This is a genomic window from uncultured Parvibaculum sp. (genome assembly GCF_963975745.1).
Lineage (GTDB): Bacteria > Pseudomonadota > Alphaproteobacteria > Parvibaculales > Parvibaculaceae > Parvibaculum.
The window spans coordinates 85,488-99,915 of the sequence record NZ_CAXBIB010000008.1 but is presented as its reverse complement, the minus strand read 5'-3'; the positions used below and the strand labels follow the sequence as shown (position 1 = coordinate 99,915).

Annotated in this window: 10 protein-coding genes; 3 read left to right on the top strand and 7 right to left on the bottom strand. The window is 65.5% G+C overall.

Translation table 11 applies throughout. From position 1 onward, the window contains the following. Positions 1-4: 4 nt before the first annotated feature. Together AAC071_RS08350 and AAC071_RS08345 are read left to right on the top strand one after the other, a co-directional pair. On the top strand, positions 5-1,846 hold the full coding sequence (locus tag AAC071_RS08350; protein ID WP_339831610.1) for a long-chain fatty acid--CoA ligase: 1,842 nt from the start codon (positions 5-7) through the stop codon (positions 1,844-1,846). Beyond that, positions 1,843-3,036, top strand: a complete 1,194-nt coding sequence (locus AAC071_RS08345; RefSeq protein WP_339831609.1) for an ABC transporter substrate-binding protein — start codon at positions 1,843-1,845, stop codon at positions 3,034-3,036. Before AAC071_RS08350 ends, AAC071_RS08345 begins: the two co-directional genes overlap by 4 nt. An 18-nt stretch (positions 3,037-3,054) precedes the next feature. Here the strand turns inward: AAC071_RS08345 and AAC071_RS08340 are convergent, their stop codons facing one another. Together AAC071_RS08340 and recQ are read right to left on the bottom strand one after the other, a co-directional pair. Then, entirely contained in the window at positions 3,055-3,927 is an 873-nt protein-coding gene (locus AAC071_RS08340) for a DUF3108 domain-containing protein (RefSeq protein ID WP_339831606.1), read from the bottom strand. Between the two features lie 51 nt (positions 3,928-3,978). Beyond that, on the bottom strand, positions 3,979-5,793 hold the full coding sequence (recQ, locus tag AAC071_RS08335; RefSeq protein ID WP_339831604.1) for a DNA helicase RecQ: 1,815 nt from the start codon (positions 5,791-5,793) through the stop codon (positions 3,979-3,981). Positions 5,794-5,923: 130 nt separating this feature from the next. Here recQ and AAC071_RS08330 point away from each other — a divergent pair, with 130 nt between their 5' ends. Then, positions 5,924-6,763 (top strand): fumarylacetoacetate hydrolase family protein, encoded by an 840-nt coding sequence (locus tag AAC071_RS08330; RefSeq protein ID WP_339831601.1) that lies wholly within the window; start codon positions 5,924-5,926, stop codon positions 6,761-6,763. Between the two features lie 6 nt (positions 6,764-6,769). Here AAC071_RS08330 and AAC071_RS08325 read toward each other — a convergent pair whose 3' ends face one another. The 5 genes from AAC071_RS08325 to AAC071_RS08305 all read right to left on the bottom strand — a co-directional run bounded on the left by AAC071_RS08325 (position 6,770) and on the right by AAC071_RS08305 (position 14,422). Next, positions 6,770-9,982, bottom strand: coding sequence for an efflux RND transporter permease subunit (locus AAC071_RS08325; RefSeq protein WP_339831599.1), 3,213 nt, complete (start codon positions 9,980-9,982; stop codon positions 6,770-6,772). Continuing rightward, positions 9,979-11,112, bottom strand: a complete 1,134-nt coding sequence (locus tag AAC071_RS08320) for an efflux RND transporter periplasmic adaptor subunit (RefSeq protein WP_339831597.1) — start codon at positions 11,110-11,112, stop codon at positions 9,979-9,981. Before AAC071_RS08320 ends, AAC071_RS08325 begins: the two co-directional genes overlap by 4 nt. After that, entirely contained in the window at positions 11,105-11,665 is a 561-nt protein-coding gene (locus AAC071_RS08315) for a PadR family transcriptional regulator (RefSeq protein WP_339831595.1), read from the bottom strand. Before AAC071_RS08315 ends, AAC071_RS08320 begins: the two co-directional genes overlap by 8 nt. A gap of 160 nt (positions 11,666-11,825) precedes the next feature. After that, positions 11,826-12,551: a glutathione S-transferase N-terminal domain-containing protein gene (locus AAC071_RS08310; RefSeq protein ID WP_339831593.1), complete on the bottom strand. Its 726-nt coding sequence runs from the start codon at positions 12,549-12,551 to the stop codon at positions 11,826-11,828. Positions 12,552-12,586: 35 nt separating this feature from the next. Further along, complete coding sequence (locus tag AAC071_RS08305) at positions 12,587-14,422, bottom strand: acetyl-CoA hydrolase/transferase C-terminal domain-containing protein (protein WP_339831592.1); 1,836 nt, start codon at positions 14,420-14,422, stop codon at positions 12,587-12,589. Positions 14,423-14,428 lie beyond the last annotated feature (6 nt).

Sequence of the window (14,428 nt, the reverse complement as noted above, 5' to 3'; positions counted from 1 at the left end):
TCGCATGAAGCTCGCGCCGCTGGTTATTTCTCCCGATTGCGACACCGTTCCGAAGCTCTTCGTCAAACGGGCGAAGGAGCTCGGGGCCCGCGTCGCGATGCGCGACAAGCAGTTCGGCCTGTGGGAGCCGATCAGCTGGAACGATTACTACGAAAAGGCCCGCGCCTCGGGCCTGGCGCTGAAGGCGCTGGGGCTGTCCGATGGCGGCCGCATCGCGATCGTTTCGGAAGTCTGTCCCGAATGGCTTTTCGTCGATCTCGGCTGCATGGGCGTCGGCGGCGTCTCGATGGGGATCTATTCGACCGACACCGCGCCGCAGGTCGAATACATCATGAACGACTGCACGGCCGAATTCTATTTCGCCGAGAACGAGGAGCAGCTCGACAAGATTCTCGAGGTGCGCGACCGCATTCCCTCGCTGAAGCGCATCATCGTCTTCGACATGGAAGGGCTGCACGATTTCCGCGATCCGATGGTCATGGGCTTCGACGCCTTCATCGATCTCGGCCGCAAGGAGGCGCGCGACGCGCCGTCGCGTTTCGACGATCTGGTGCGCGACACGCGGCCCGACGACATCGCGATCCTGGTCTATACCAGCGGTACCACCGGCCCGCCCAAGGGCGCGATGATCAGCCATGCCAACATCATGTTCCAGCTCGCCAACAACCAGAACCTGCTGCCGCATACGCCGGAGGATCGCTCGCTGGCCTTCCTGCCGCTCTGCCACATCGCCGAGCGCACCTTCACGACCTTCAACCAGCTGATGACGGGACAGACGGTCAATTTCGCCGAGAACCTCGAAACGGTGCCGGAGAATCTGCGCGAGGTGCAGCCCACCGCCTTCTTCGCCGTGCCGCGCATCTGGGAGAAGTTCTATTCGACCGTCTCGATCGCGCTGAAGGATGCGACGCTGGCCGAGAAGCTTGCCTATCGCTGGGCGATTTCGGTGGGCGAGAAGGTCGCCGACCGGCGCATCGCGGGCGACAGCGTGCCGGCGCTGCTGCGCTGGCATTTCGCGCTGGCCGATTTCCTGGTGCTGAAGAACATCCGCAAGATGATCGGCATCGACAGTTGCCGTTACATTCTCTCGGGCGCCGCGCCGATCTCGCCGGAGCTGATCCGCTGGTATTTCGCGCTCGGCCTCTACATGGCCGAAGGCTACGGCCAGACCGAGAATGCCGGCATCGCGACGATCCCGCAGCCCTTCGGCACCTACAAGTTCGGTCTTGTCGGCAAGCCCGTGCCCAATACCGAGGTCCGGCTGGCGGAAGACGGCGAGATCCTGATGCGCGGCCCGCATGTCTTCATGGGCTACTGGAACAAGCCCGAAAAGACCGCCGAAACGGTGATCGACGGCTGGCTGCATACCGGCGATATCGGCGAGATCGACAATGAGGGCTGGATCCGCATCACCGACCGCAAGAAGGACATCATCATCACGGCCGGCGGCAAGAACATCACGCCGTCGGAAATCGAGAACGAACTGAAATTCTCGCCCTATATCCAGGATGCGGTGGTGATCGGCGACCGGCGGAAATTCCTCTCGGCGCTGATCATGATCGACCGCGACAATGTCGAGAAATTCGCGCAGGACGCCAATGTGCCTTTCTCCGATTTCCGCAGCCTCTGCCGCGCGGCGGAGGTGCTGGAACTGCTGCAGGGCGAGATCGACCGCGCCAACAAGAAGTTCGCCCGCGTCGAGACGATCAAGAAATTCCGCGTCATCGAGCACCAGATCATGGCCGAGGACGACGAGATCACCGCGACCGGCAAGCTGAAGCGGTCGCTGGTCAACGAGAAATATGCGACGCTGATCGAGGGCATGTACAAGGGAGAAGCCGCATGACAGGCAACAGCTTACGGATCGCGCTGGCGGCATCGGGTTTTCTGCTGGCTGCCGGCCAGATTGTGCCGGCCGCGGCCGAGACGCAGGGCGTCAGCCCGAGCGAGATCGTTCTCGGCACACATCAGGACCTGTCGGGCCCGCTGACATCGTGGGGTGTGCCGGTGCGCAACGGCCTGCAGATGGCCTTTGACGACATCAATGCGTCAGGCGGCGTCAACGGCCGCCAGATCCGCCTCGTGGTCGAGGATACCGGCTACGATCCGCGCCGCGCGGTGCTGGCGACGCAGAAGCTGATCAACCGCGACAAGGTATTCGCGATCATCGCCGCGCTGGGCTCGCCCACCGTCATCGCCTCGATGCCGCTGGCGCTCAGGCGCGGCGTGCCGGTGCTGTTTCCCTTCACCGCCGCCGACCAGACCTACGATCCCTATCATCCGCTGAAATTCGCCTCGAACATCCCTTACGTGCATGCGATGCGGATCGGCACGCGGCATTTCATCGAAACCGAAGGCGTGACGAAGATCGGGTTGCTCTACCAGGACGACGAGTTCGGCCTCAACGTCAAGCGCGGCGCCGAGCAGGAAGCCGAGGCGCATGGCCTGACGATCGTCGAGAGCACCACCTACAAGCGTGGCGCGACCGATTTTTCGAGCCAGATCGCGCGGCTGCGCGCGGCCGATGTCGAGATGGTGGTGCTGGGCACGGTGGTGCGCGAAACCATCGGCGCGATGCAGGCCGCCCGTTCGCTGGGCTGGGACCCGATCATGCTGTGTTCGCAGGCCTGCTACACGCCGGAAGTGCACGATCTCGGCGGCGACACGGTGAACGGGCTCTATGCGATCTCGCAGACGCCGATCCCCTATCCCGACGATCCCAATCCGAAACTGCGCGCATGGACGGCCGAGTACGAGAAGCGCTTCAATCTGGTCGCCAATGTGCAGGCGGTCGGCGCCTATACGCTGGCGCGTCTTTTCGCCGAGGCGCTGGAGCGCGCCGGCCCCGAGCCGACGGCCGAAAGCTTCACCCAGGCGCTGGTCGACATGGAGCCCTGGGTCGATCCCGATTTCGGCGGCGTGCCGATCGACTTCAGCGAGGGCGATCATCTCGGCACCAAGTCGGGCTTTCTCGCGCAGATCAAGGAAGGCCGCTGGGTGACGCTGAGCGAGCCGATGTCGGTCGAGGCGGATTGACGCGCGCCTGGAAACGCTCTAGTCGGCCGCGCTGCTGGCGATCAGCTCGCGGCCGTCGATGCGGGCCCGCGTCAGATGGGCGACCGCATTGACCCAGGCCGACTCGATCTGCAGGCGGACCGGCAGCAGGAAGCTCGGCGTCTCGCCGGCGCCGTTTTCGGCGCCTTCGAAGCGCGCCAGCCAGACGGTGGCCGGGCGCAGCGGGTCCCTGGCCCGGCGGATATGCCATTCGCGTGTGAAGCCCGATACCGGCCGGTAGGCGACTTCGCAGCGCCAGGCCTCGCCGGCAAATTCCCCGGCGGCGCGCGGCTCCAGCCGGTCGGTCGCCAGCATCGAGAAATCGAGATCATAGACGCGCCGGCCGTCGAAGACCGGGACGCGGGCCTTGCAGGGGCTGTCGGCCCCGGCCAGCGCCGCATGGATCGAGGCGGTCAGCGGATCGACCGTGCCGACCACCTTGCGGGGGTCGACCGGCGCCTGGCCGGGCACGGCCTCGTCGGGTTCGGCCGCGACGTCGTAGCTGCCGTCATCGGCAAGGCGCATGTCGATCGAGCGGTCGCCGAAGCGGCCCTTGTAGGCCTGGCGGTAGCGTTCGAGCCGCGGCCCCTGATCGGTCAGGCGGCCCTGGGCGCTGCTGGTCAGGCGGCCATGGAAGAGGCGGTCGACCAGCCCCTCGGTGGCGAGCTGCGAGGCGATTTCATAGCGTGACGGGCCCAGCGCGGCGCTGGTGTCGAGCGAGAGGATCAGCAGCCCGCCGCCATAGACCCGATAGGTGAGGTCGACACGGGTGTCGGCCGGCGCCTCGGCCGCGGCCGGCGCCGCCGCGACCAGCAGCGCGCCCAGCGCGAGCCCTGCCAGCCGTCGAGACCCTGTCGTGCCGATCCGCGTCATTTCCCGATCCTCGCCTGACCGGGAAAGAAGGTAGCGCAGCCGCAAGCCGGATCAAGCGGCGGATACACCCGCCTCATGGGCGCGGATCGTGGTCAGGAAAATCCCGGCGAAATCCCGCAATTTGGCCGCGCCGACGCCGTTGACCTCGGCGAACTCGGCCTCGCTTTGCGGCTGCCGCTCGGCCATGTCGGCCAGCGTCCGGTCGGAAAAGATCACATAGGCCGGCACCTGGCGCTCGCGGGCGAGCCGCAGGCGCAGCTCCTTGAGCGCTTCGAGCAGCGCCGACGCCTCGCCGGCCGGCGCGGCATCGGCGCCCCGGCGCCGGTCGCGCCGCTGCACCACATGGTCGGCGCGATAGAGGAAGCGCGCCTCGCCGCGCGCCAGCGCCGCGCCCTTGCCGGCGATCGTCAAGCCGCCATAGCCGCCGATATCGACGGCGAGAAACCCCGCGCCGGTCAATTGCCGGATCAGCGCCTGCCATTCGGGCTTGCGCCGCGCCGCGCCGCGGCCGAAGACGGGCAGGCGGTCATGGCCGGCGGCCAGGACCTTCTCGGTTTCGCTGCCGCGCAGAATGTCGATCACATGCGCCGCGCCGTAACGCGCGCCGCTCTCGGAGATCGCGGCCAGGACCAGTTGCGCCTCTTGCGTGCCGTCGCTGAGTTCGGCCGGGTCGAGACAGGTGTCGCAATTGCCGCAGGGTTCGGACGCCTCGCCGAAATAGGACAGCAGGATCTGACGGCGGCAGGCCGGCGCCTCGCAAAAGGCCAGCAGCGCATCGAGGCGGCGATGCTCGCGGCGGCGGCGCTCCTCGCCGGCTTCCTCGGCCTCGATGAAGCTGCGCCGCATGCGGATATCGGCAAGGCCGAACAGCATATGCGCCTCGGCCGCTTCGCCGTCGCGCCCGGCACGGCCGATCTCCTGGTAATAGGCCTCGAGACTGCCGGGCAGGTCGGCATGAACGACATAGCGCACATCCGACTTGTCGATGCCCATGCCGAAGGCGATGGTCGCGACCATGACGATGCCGCGCTCGGTCATGAAGCGGTTCTGGTTGGCCTCGCGCGCTTCCTTGCTCATGCCGGCATGATAGGGCAGCGCCTCGATGCCTTCGCCGGCCAGAAATGCGGCCGTCTCCTCGGTCTTGCGCCGCGACAGGCAATAGACGATGCCGCTGGCGCCGGCATGGCGCGAAACCGTGTCGAGAAGCTGGCGCTTCCATTCCTTCTTCGGCGAGACGGTGAGACGGATATTGGGCCGGTCGAAACCGAGCACCAGCGTCTCGACATCGCCGCCGAAAAGCCGCGCGGCGATATCGGCCCGCGTCGCCTCGTCGGCGGTCGCAGTCAGCGCCGCGATCGGCACGCCGGGGAAGAGGTCGCGCAGCCGCGCCAGATCCTCATATTCGCGCCGGAAGGCCGGTCCCCATTGCGAAATGCAATGCGCCTCGTCGACCGCGATGAGCTTGACGTCGAGACGCTGCAGCGCGGCCAGCATGCGCGCGGTCATCAGCCGTTCGGGCGCGAGATAGAGGAGCCGCGTCTCGCCGGCAGCCGCGCGGCGCCAGGCAGCGACATTGTCCTCGCGCGACTGCGCCGAATTGATGCTGTCGGCGGCGACGCCGGCCAGCCGGAGCGCCGCGACCTGGTCCTGCATCAGCGCCACCAGCGGCGAGACGACGAGCGTGAGGCCGCCCGTCACCAGCGCCGGCACCTGGAAGCAGAGCGATTTGCCCGAGCCGGTCGGCATGACGGTGAGGAGATGGCGGCCCGACAGCAGCACGCGCATGGCCTCCTCCTGGCCGGGGCGGAACGCATCGAAGCCGAAAACGTCTTTCAGGACCTGCCGCGCGGGTGCGGGAACATTCATCGGGGGGCTGTCCGGGAAGAGGAAGCGAATCGGGATCCCAGCCTCGCATGCATGGCGCCGCAGGAAAAGTTGCGATCTGGCGCCGCCGCCCGGCCCGTGAGATAAAGCGGCAGCAGCAGGGGAGAAGGCGATGCGGTTCGTGACATTCGAAGCGGCCGGGCAGGCGCGGCTGGGTCTGGTCGAGGGCAGCGAGGTCGCCGATCTCGGGGCCCGGACGCTGCGCGACACGCTGCGCGCCGGCCCGGCGGCGCTGGCCGCGGCGGCCGAGGCGGCCGTTTCGGCGCCGCGCCTGATGCTGGACGGGCTGACGCTGCTGCCGGTGATCCCGCGGCCGGGCAAGATCATCTGTCTCGGCCTCAACTATGCCGAACACGCGGCGGAAGGCGGGCGCGAGAAGCCCGACTATCCCAATTTCTTCATGCGCGGCGCAACCTCGCTGGTCGGCCATGGCCGGCCCGTCATCCGCCCGCGCGTTTCCGAGCAGTTCGACTTCGAGGCCGAACTCGCCGCCGTGATCGGCCGCACCGTGCCGCGCCATGTCGCTCGCGGCGACGCGCTCGGCTACGTCGCCGGCTACAGCTGCTTCAACGATGTCTCGGTGCGCGATTATCAGCGCCGCACGCCGCAATGGACCATCGGCAAGAATTTCGATGCCACCGGGCCCTTCGGTCCGGCCTTCGTGACGGCGGACGAACTGCCGCCAGGCGCGGCCGGGCTCGCCATCGCCTCGCGCCTCAACGGCCAGACGATGCAGAGCGCCAATACGCGCGACATGATCTTCCCGGTCGACGAGACGATCGCGCTGCTGAGCGAATGTCTGACGCTCGAGGCCGGCGACGTGCTGGTGATGGGCACGCCGGCCGGCGTCGGCTTCGCCCGCACCCCGCCGGTCTGGATGAAGCCCGGCGACACGATCGAGATCGAGATCGAGGGCGTCGGCCGCCTGGTCAATCCGGTCGCCGCCGAATAGGCGCCGTCAGTCGGCGCGCCTGCCCCAGCGCAGCATCGCCGGCAGCGCCGGCCGCGCACCGCCCGGCCGCGTGCCGCTGAGCCGGCTTTCGCGCGCCACCGACGGCGCGGCCAGCAGCACCGGCACCAGCACCAGCGTCAGCAGCGTCGAGAAGCCGAGGCCGAAAATGATCGCGGTCGACAGCTGCACCCACCAGGCCGCGACCGGCCCGCCGAAAACGATCTCCCGTGCCGCGAAATCGAGATTGATCTGCAGCGCCATCGGCAGCAGCCCGAACATGGTGGTGATCGTGGTCAGCATGATCGGACGCAGCCGCTGGCCGGCCGTTCGCAGCACGGCTTCGACCGCGCTCATGCCTTCGCCGAGCAGGCGCTGATAGGTATCGATCAGCACGATCGAATTGTTCACCACGATGCCCGCCAGTGCGACGATGCCCGTGCCCGTCATGATGACCGAGAACGGCTGCCCCGTGACCATCATGCCGATCAGCACGCCGACCGTCGACAGCACGACCGTCGAAAGCGTCAGCACCGAATGATAGAAGCTGTTGAACTGCGTCAGCAGGATCACGAACATCAGGAACAGCGCCCCGACCAGCGCGCCGCCGAGGAAGCTCGATGCCTTGGCCTGTTCCTCATTGGCGCCGCGGAAGCGCACGCGCACGCCGGCGCCGAAATCCTGCGCCTCGACCCATTCCTGGATCTCGCGCGTCTTCTCGTCGATATTGATCTTGCTCTGCGTTTCCCGGTCGAAGGCGGTATTGGCCTTGACCATGATCTGCCGGTAGCCGTCGATCCGCTCGATCGTGCCGACCTGCGGTTGGGCGCTGCGCGTGACGAAATTCGAGATCGGCACAAGGCCGTGCGGCGTCTGGACACGCAGCTGGTCGAGCTGGTCGAGAACGCGATAATCGCCCGGAAACCGCGCCCGGATGTCGATTTCGTCCTGCGCATCGTCGGGCCGGTACTTGCCGATCAGGATGCCGTTGGTGACGAGCTGGATCGTCGCCCCGACAGAGGTCACGTCGGCGCCGAAGCGGCCGGCGAGTTCCCGGTCGACATTCATCACCCATTCGATGCCTGGCAGCGGCCGTCCGTCCTCGACATCGATCAGCCCGTCGACATTCCGGTCGAGATGATCGCGAATGGTGGCCGCTGCCTGCAGCAACTGGCCGTAGTCGTTGGAGGTCAGTTCGATCTGGATGTCCTTGCCGGTCGGCGGACCGTCCTCGACCTTGCGCAGTTCGACCTTGATTCCGGGCACCTTGTCGGTCCGCTGGCGAATCTGGTCGAGAATGACGTCGCCCTTGGGGCGCTCCTCATAGGGCTTCAGCTCGATCATCAGCTGCGCGATGAGGTCCTTCGGCACGTCGCCGCGCCCGACCGGGCCCGAGCCGAGGCCGGGGCCGGAGCGTGTGAAGACGGTCCGCACGCCCTCGGTCGAGAGCACGATCTCCTCGACGTCGCGTGCCAGTGCCAGCGTATCCTGTGCCGAGAGATTGCCGCGTGCGCTGACCAGCACGATGGCCTGCTCCGGCTCGGTGTCGACGAAGAATTCGACGCCATTGTTGAAGTTGGAGAAGAGCGCGATCGTGCCGACGAGAATGACCGCCGTTCCCGCGAGAATGCGCCCTGGATAGTGGATCAGCTTGTCGAGCATCCGGACATAGGCGCCGGTGAAGCCGGGCAGCGCCCGAATGTCGCCCGTCTCGGCACCGGCCAGAAGTCGCAACACGTCGCTGTCGGTATTCTCGGCCTTGCCGACAAGAGAACCGAGCACCGGGAGGAACACGAGGGCGGTCAGGAACGAGGCCGAAAGCACGACGATCAGCGTGATCGGCAGATAGCTCATGAACTTGCCGCTGACGCCGGGCCACAGCAGCATCGGCAGGAAGGCGGCGAGCGTCGTCGCCGTCGAGGCGGCGATCGGCCAGAACATGCGCTTGGCCGCAAGGCCGTAGGCTGCGCGGCGTTCGAGTCCTTCCGACATCTTGCGGTCGGCATACTCGACCAGCACGATGGCGCCGTCGACCAGCATGCCCACCGACAGCAGCATGCCGAACATGACCATCATGTTGACCGTGTAACCCGTCACCGAAAGGAACAGGAAGCCGATCATGAAGGAGGTCGGAATGGCGATGCCGACCAGCAGCGCCGAGCGCAGGCCGAGCGCGGCCACGACGACGATCATCACCAGCACGATGGCGGTCGTGATCGAGGACTGGAGCGAACCGAGCGAACGATGAATCCAGCTTGAGGCATCGAGCGTGAAATCGATATGGATCGCCTCCGGCCAGTCGGCCGTGAATTCGTCGACGACCGCGCGTACCTGTCGGTTGTTGTCGACGATGTTGGTGCCGATCCGCTTGGTGACTTCGATGGCGATGGCCGGATGGCCGTTGAAACGTGCATAGCCGTCCGGGTCCTTGAAGGTCCGGCGAATCTCGGCGACGTCCGAAAGCGTCACGATGCCGTCGCCCGAGACCTTGACCGGCAGGGTCAGGACGTCTTCACGGGATTCGAACAGGCCCGGAACCTTGACCGAGAAGCGCCCCTGGCCGGTGTCGATGCTGCCCGCTGCGACCAGGCGGTTGTTCATTGTCACGATATTGATGAGTTCGGCCTGCGAGATCCCGTAGGATTCGAGCTTGGCCGGATCGATCGAAACCTCGAGAAGCTCCTCGCGATGGCCGATCAGCTCGGCCTGCAGCACGGTCGGAACGGCTTCGATCTCGTCCTTCAGCCGCCGGGCGGCCTCATAAAGCGTCCGCTCCGGCACCTCGCCCGAAAGCGTGGCGATCAGCACAGGGAACAGCGCCGCGTTGAACTCGCGCACGGTCGGTTCGTCGGTGTCGGCTGGAAGCTTGGCGCGGGCAAGATCGACCTTCTCCCGCACATCCTGCAGCGCCTTGTCCTTGTCGAAGCTGACGTCGAATTCGAGCACGATGCCGGCATGGCCCTGCGAGGCCGTGGCACGAATTTCCTCGAGCCCTTCGAGCGAACGCAGTTCGGTTTCCATCGGACGGATCAGCAGCCGCTCGGCATCTTCGGGCGAAATGCCCTGATGCGTGATCGAGACATAGAAGATCGGAATCGGAATGTCGGGATCGGCTTCCTTCGGGATCGTCACATAGGAGATGATGCCGGCAACGACCATCAGCACCATCGTCGTCATGACGGTGCGGGTACGTCCCTGGATGGCGTCGATAAATGCGTTCACAACCCGGCTCCCAGCAGTGGCACGGGCATCGCCTCGACCTTCTGGCCTTCGATCACGTAGTCCTGGCCGACGGTGATCAGCTTGATCGTTGGCGGCAGGCCGGCAACCCAAAGGCCATCCGGCGTGTCGTCCACGAGCTGGACCGCATTGAACCGGACGCGGCTCTCTTCGTCGACGGTGCGGACGCCGACGACGCCCTGATCGTCGAGCGCGATCACCGAACTGGGAATGCGATGGGCCTGGATTTCGTCGCCCGGCACCATGATTTCGGCCGTGATGCCGGCGCGCATCCTGTAGTCGGGATTGGGGACTTCGAGCTCGACGCGGAAGGTGCGGGTCGCCGGGTCGGCGGTCTTGGCCACGAAGCTGACCGTGCCCTCGACGGTTTCGCCGGTGATCAGCCGCGCCCGGCCCGGCAGGCCGATTCTCAGCACGCTCACCCGGTCTTCGGCGACCTGGCCCACGACCAGCAGCGGATCGAGTTCCACGACAAGGCCGCAGACATCGCCGATGCGCAGATAGTCGCCGATTTCGACGCGGCGGTCGTCAAATATGCCGTCAAAAGGGGCGACCAGCCGTGTCTGGCTGACCGCGATCTCCATCTGCTTCAGTCTTGCCTGTGCGGCGTCATGCGCGGCCCGCGACGCTGCCGCCGCGGTCGGCGCGCGATAGCCCTTCGCGGCCAGCTGGCGCGAGGCGTCATATTCGAGCTGCCGCTGCCGCGCCAACGCCTTCGCCTCGGCGAGCTGGGCGTCGCGCGCATCGAGATTGATCCCGCACAGCACATCGCCGGCCTTGACCGGCGCGCCCTTCTCGACCGGCAGTTCCGACACCGTACCTTGCGTTTCCGCCCGCACTTCGACGGCACGCTTTGCCGCTGTGCGACCGCGGATGGTCACCATGCCCTGCCGGGTCGCGGCGGTCGAAGTGACGACCCGCACCTGCGGAACGGTTGCATTCGCCGCATCGCGTTCGGCCGCTGTCATCTCGTCGGTGGCGCCATTCGAGCCGCCGAAGAGTCCGCTGACGAACCAGACGGCAATCACCACCGCAATGCCGATTGCGATCAGCTGGGATCGGTTGAGTTTGCCGGCCGCTTGTTCGATGGAATGACGCTGACGCTCAAACATGAGTTTGTACCGATTTGGGGGCTTCCTGCGGCGTGTCGTTCACCGCGATCTCTTCGATCAGATGCCGGTTGTTTTCGAGAAAGGACACCGAGGCCGAATAGACGGCGTGGCCATAGAGGCGGGCGAAATCCATGCCCGGCGTGTCGTCGGGATCGCGCTGCCCAAGTTCTTCCGTTTTGGCCTTCATCTCGGCCAGCCGCTGGTCGACCAGTTCCGCCACACGCGAGCGCGGCAGCAAATGGGCAAACAGCACGGCGAAAAGGAACTCCGAGCGGAACTTGTCGGCGGCCAGCGGCATATGCAGAGCGTCGCGCAGGCTCTGGCGGCCCTTTTCGGTCAGGGCATAGATCTTCTTGTCCGGACGCCGCTCCTGCTGCTCTTCCTTGCAGGTGACAAGGCCCTCCTCCGTCAGCCGCGTCAGCGCCGGATAGATCGAGCCATAGCTGGCATCGAGGAAGTGGCTGAAGGGGCCATCCTCGAACATCTTGTTGATCTCGTAGCCTGTGGCTTCGCCAAAAACCAACGCGCCGAGACAGAGCGTTGTGACTTGCATCGGGGTATCCTTGCCGCGGCCGCTTATATGTCAGGCCGATATATCGAGCCTATATATGCCCGATATATTGGATTCCAAGAGCCCAGCGTCAGTTTCTGGCCAAGGCCGATTTATTTTTTTGCACTGCGGCATAGGCGCCACACTGCATCGCAAAGCGATTTCAGGCGTCGGGGGCCGGTCGTGCGCGCTGGTTGTAGAGCATCCTGCGGACCGCTTCCTGCTCCGCAGCTGTCATCTGGGAAAGGTCCATCGAAAGGTCGCTGCCGACTGCCATGCCGCGCTGCACGGCCGGCCGCGCGCCGATCTCCTCGAGCCAGCGCTTGAAGTGCTTGAATTCCTCGATGTCCTGACCTTGCGCCTTCCAGTTGACCGCCCATGGGTAACAGATCATGTCGGCGATCGTGTATGTATCCCCCGCCATATAGGGCCGGTCATAGAGGCGGTTGTTCATGACGCCATAGAGACGGTTGGCCTCGTCGGTGAAGCGCCGCACGGCGTAGGACTGGTCGCCCTCGCGGTCGCGCAACCGGCGGAAATGACCGCATTCGCCGAGCTTGGGTCCCTGGTTGGCCATCTGCCACATCACCCACTGGGTGACTTCATATTTGCCGCGCGGGTCCTGCGGGAAGAACTTCCCGGCCTTCTCGGCGATATACATCATCATCGCGCCCGACTCGAAAATCCCGATCGGCGCACCGCCGCCCATCGGCGCATGATCGATCATGGCCGGCATGCGGTGATTGGGATTGAGCTTCAGGAATTCGGGGCTGAACTGGTCGCCGCGCCCGATATGCAGCGGGATCAGCTTGTAGTCGAGACCGCATTCCTCGAGCAGGATCGTGACCTTCTTGCCGTTGGGCGTTGGCCAGTAATAGAGATCGATCATGGCGGGTCCCTCCCGGCGTGCGTGGCGACAATGGTCTAGCTGGGGTCGGCAAGCGCGGCCAGCAAGAGGCGCCGATAAAGCCTTTCGCTGAACGACGAAGGCTTTGCGAGCCCCATCCGCTCGAGACCGGCATTAGCCGCCGCATTCAAGGGACCGCCCTTCAGGGCGAGGCGTGCCAGCTCCCGCTTCGAGGCGCGCGACAGCCGGCCGAGCGCCGGCATCAACGTCTGCTCGACCTCGGTAAAGTCGCTGCCGAAGGGAAACAGCGGCAGCAGTCCGTCGGCCTTGGCGGCTTCCAGCGCCTTGCCGATGCGCTCGGGATGGTTGTTCTGATGCGCCGTTGGAATCTTGTGGTCGGCTGCGATCTTTCCGGCCTTCTTCGCCCGCGCGAGCAATTCCTGCTGAAAGCGGGAATCGGTGACGTTGAGCATCGCGGCAACGACCTCGGCGTCGGTTCTGCCGCGCAGATCGGCCACGCCATATTCGGTCACCACGATGTCGCGCAGATGGCGCGGGATGGTCTGGTGGCCATAGGAAAAGACGATGTTCGACATCGTCTTGCCGTCCTTCTCGCGCGTGGCGCGCAGCGCGATCACCGAGCGCGCATCGGGAAGCGCAAAGGCCTGTGAAACGAAATTGTACTGGCCGCCGACGCCGCTGACGACACGCCCGTCATCCAGTCCGTCCGACACGACAGCGCCGAAAAGCGTTGCCATCATCGCCGTGTTGATGAAACGGCCGCCCCTTCGTGCCGCGCGTCGTCCCGCTTCGTCGCCATAGAGATCGTTGACGAAGGAAACCGGCACCATCGCAATCCGGCGTCGTGCCTCCGGGCTCATGGCACGAAGCCGCTCATAGAGATTGCGCGACCCGAGAAAGAACCCGGCATGGATAAAGGCGTCCTCGACTTCGCGCTTGACGATGCCGGCTTCCATCAGGTCGAGAAAACATTCGACCAGCATTTCGCTGGCGCCGTAGATGCCTTCTCCGAAAGGGCTGGCTTCGTGCGGCTTGCTGCCGAGGCGTTCCAGTGCCCCGCGCCAGACTGAATTGTGCCGGTGCCGCAGCACCAGCGCCTGGCCGACCGCATCGCCGATCGAGCCGATACCGATCTGCAGCGTTCCGCCGTCGGGGATGAGGCCGGCGATGTTGAGCCCGATCGCATAGTCGGTCTGCGTGACGGGCTCGCGCGGCGGCGCAAACAACGGAAACTGGAAATCGTCGCCTTCGAGCATGAAATCGAACTCGCTCGCGGGAATTTCGGCCTGCCCGTCCATGAAGGGAAGGGCTTCGTTGACCTGCCCGGCGAAAACGAAATCGGCACGGCCGGCGCGGCGTGCATCGAGAAAGTCCGGCGTGACATCGGGATTGCAGCTCAGACTGAAGCCGTCGCCGGTGCGATCCGGAGGCGCGACCAGCTGCGCCAGCACATTGACGCCGCGGTCGAGAATGTAGCGCGCCACATGCGTGTAGTTGGCCGAGATGTAGTTCTGCTGCTGGCGTGGCGAACCCAGCCACCGTCCGGCAAGAAGAAAGAACTCATGGATCTCGATGTTGGCAGGCAGATTTCCCTGGCGCAGCGCAGAGGCATACTCGATTTCGGGATAGTCGGCGAAGAGCCGCCCGCTGACCGGTTCGAGAAAGCGCCGTTCGAGTTCGCTCGATGCGCGCGGCCGTTCGAGCGTCAGGGCGGTCAGAATGCGCAGCGAGATCGAGGGATCGGCGATCGCGCGCGCGGTCAGCGCGTTGACGATGTGATTGGGTTTTCCAAGCCCCAGCGGCAGTGCCAGCACGATCTTTCGCCCGACCCGCGCAAGGATGGCGTCGGCGAGTTCCTGGGCATTGCCGAAACGGACGGGGCTTTGGCGCATCAGTCT

Bases quoted from the DNA above. Each gene is read 5' to 3' on its own strand.
- AAC071_RS08350 (WP_339831610.1), top strand. From the start codon at position 5: ATGAAGCTCGCGCCGCTGGTTATTTCTCCCGATTGCGACACCGTTCCG.
- AAC071_RS08345 (WP_339831609.1), top strand. From the start codon at position 1,843: ATGACAGGCAACAGCTTACGGATCGCGCTGGCGGCATCGGGTTTTCTG.
- AAC071_RS08340 (WP_339831606.1), bottom strand. From the start codon at position 3,927: ATGACGCGGATCGGCACGACAGGGTCTCGACGGCTGGCAGGGCTCGCG.
- recQ (WP_339831604.1), bottom strand. From the start codon at position 5,793: ATGAATGTTCCCGCACCCGCGCGGCAGGTCCTGAAAGACGTTTTCGGC.
- AAC071_RS08330 (WP_339831601.1), top strand. From the start codon at position 5,924: ATGCGGTTCGTGACATTCGAAGCGGCCGGGCAGGCGCGGCTGGGTCTG.
- AAC071_RS08320 (WP_339831597.1), bottom strand. From the start codon at position 11,112: ATGTTTGAGCGTCAGCGTCATTCCATCGAACAAGCGGCCGGCAAACTC.
- AAC071_RS08315 (WP_339831595.1), bottom strand. From the start codon at position 11,665: ATGCAAGTCACAACGCTCTGTCTCGGCGCGTTGGTTTTTGGCGAAGCC.
- AAC071_RS08310 (WP_339831593.1), bottom strand. From the start codon at position 12,551: ATGATCGATCTCTATTACTGGCCAACGCCCAACGGCAAGAAGGTCACG.
- AAC071_RS08305 (WP_339831592.1), bottom strand. From the start codon at position 14,422: ATGCGCCAAAGCCCCGTCCGTTTCGGCAATGCCCAGGAACTCGCCGAC.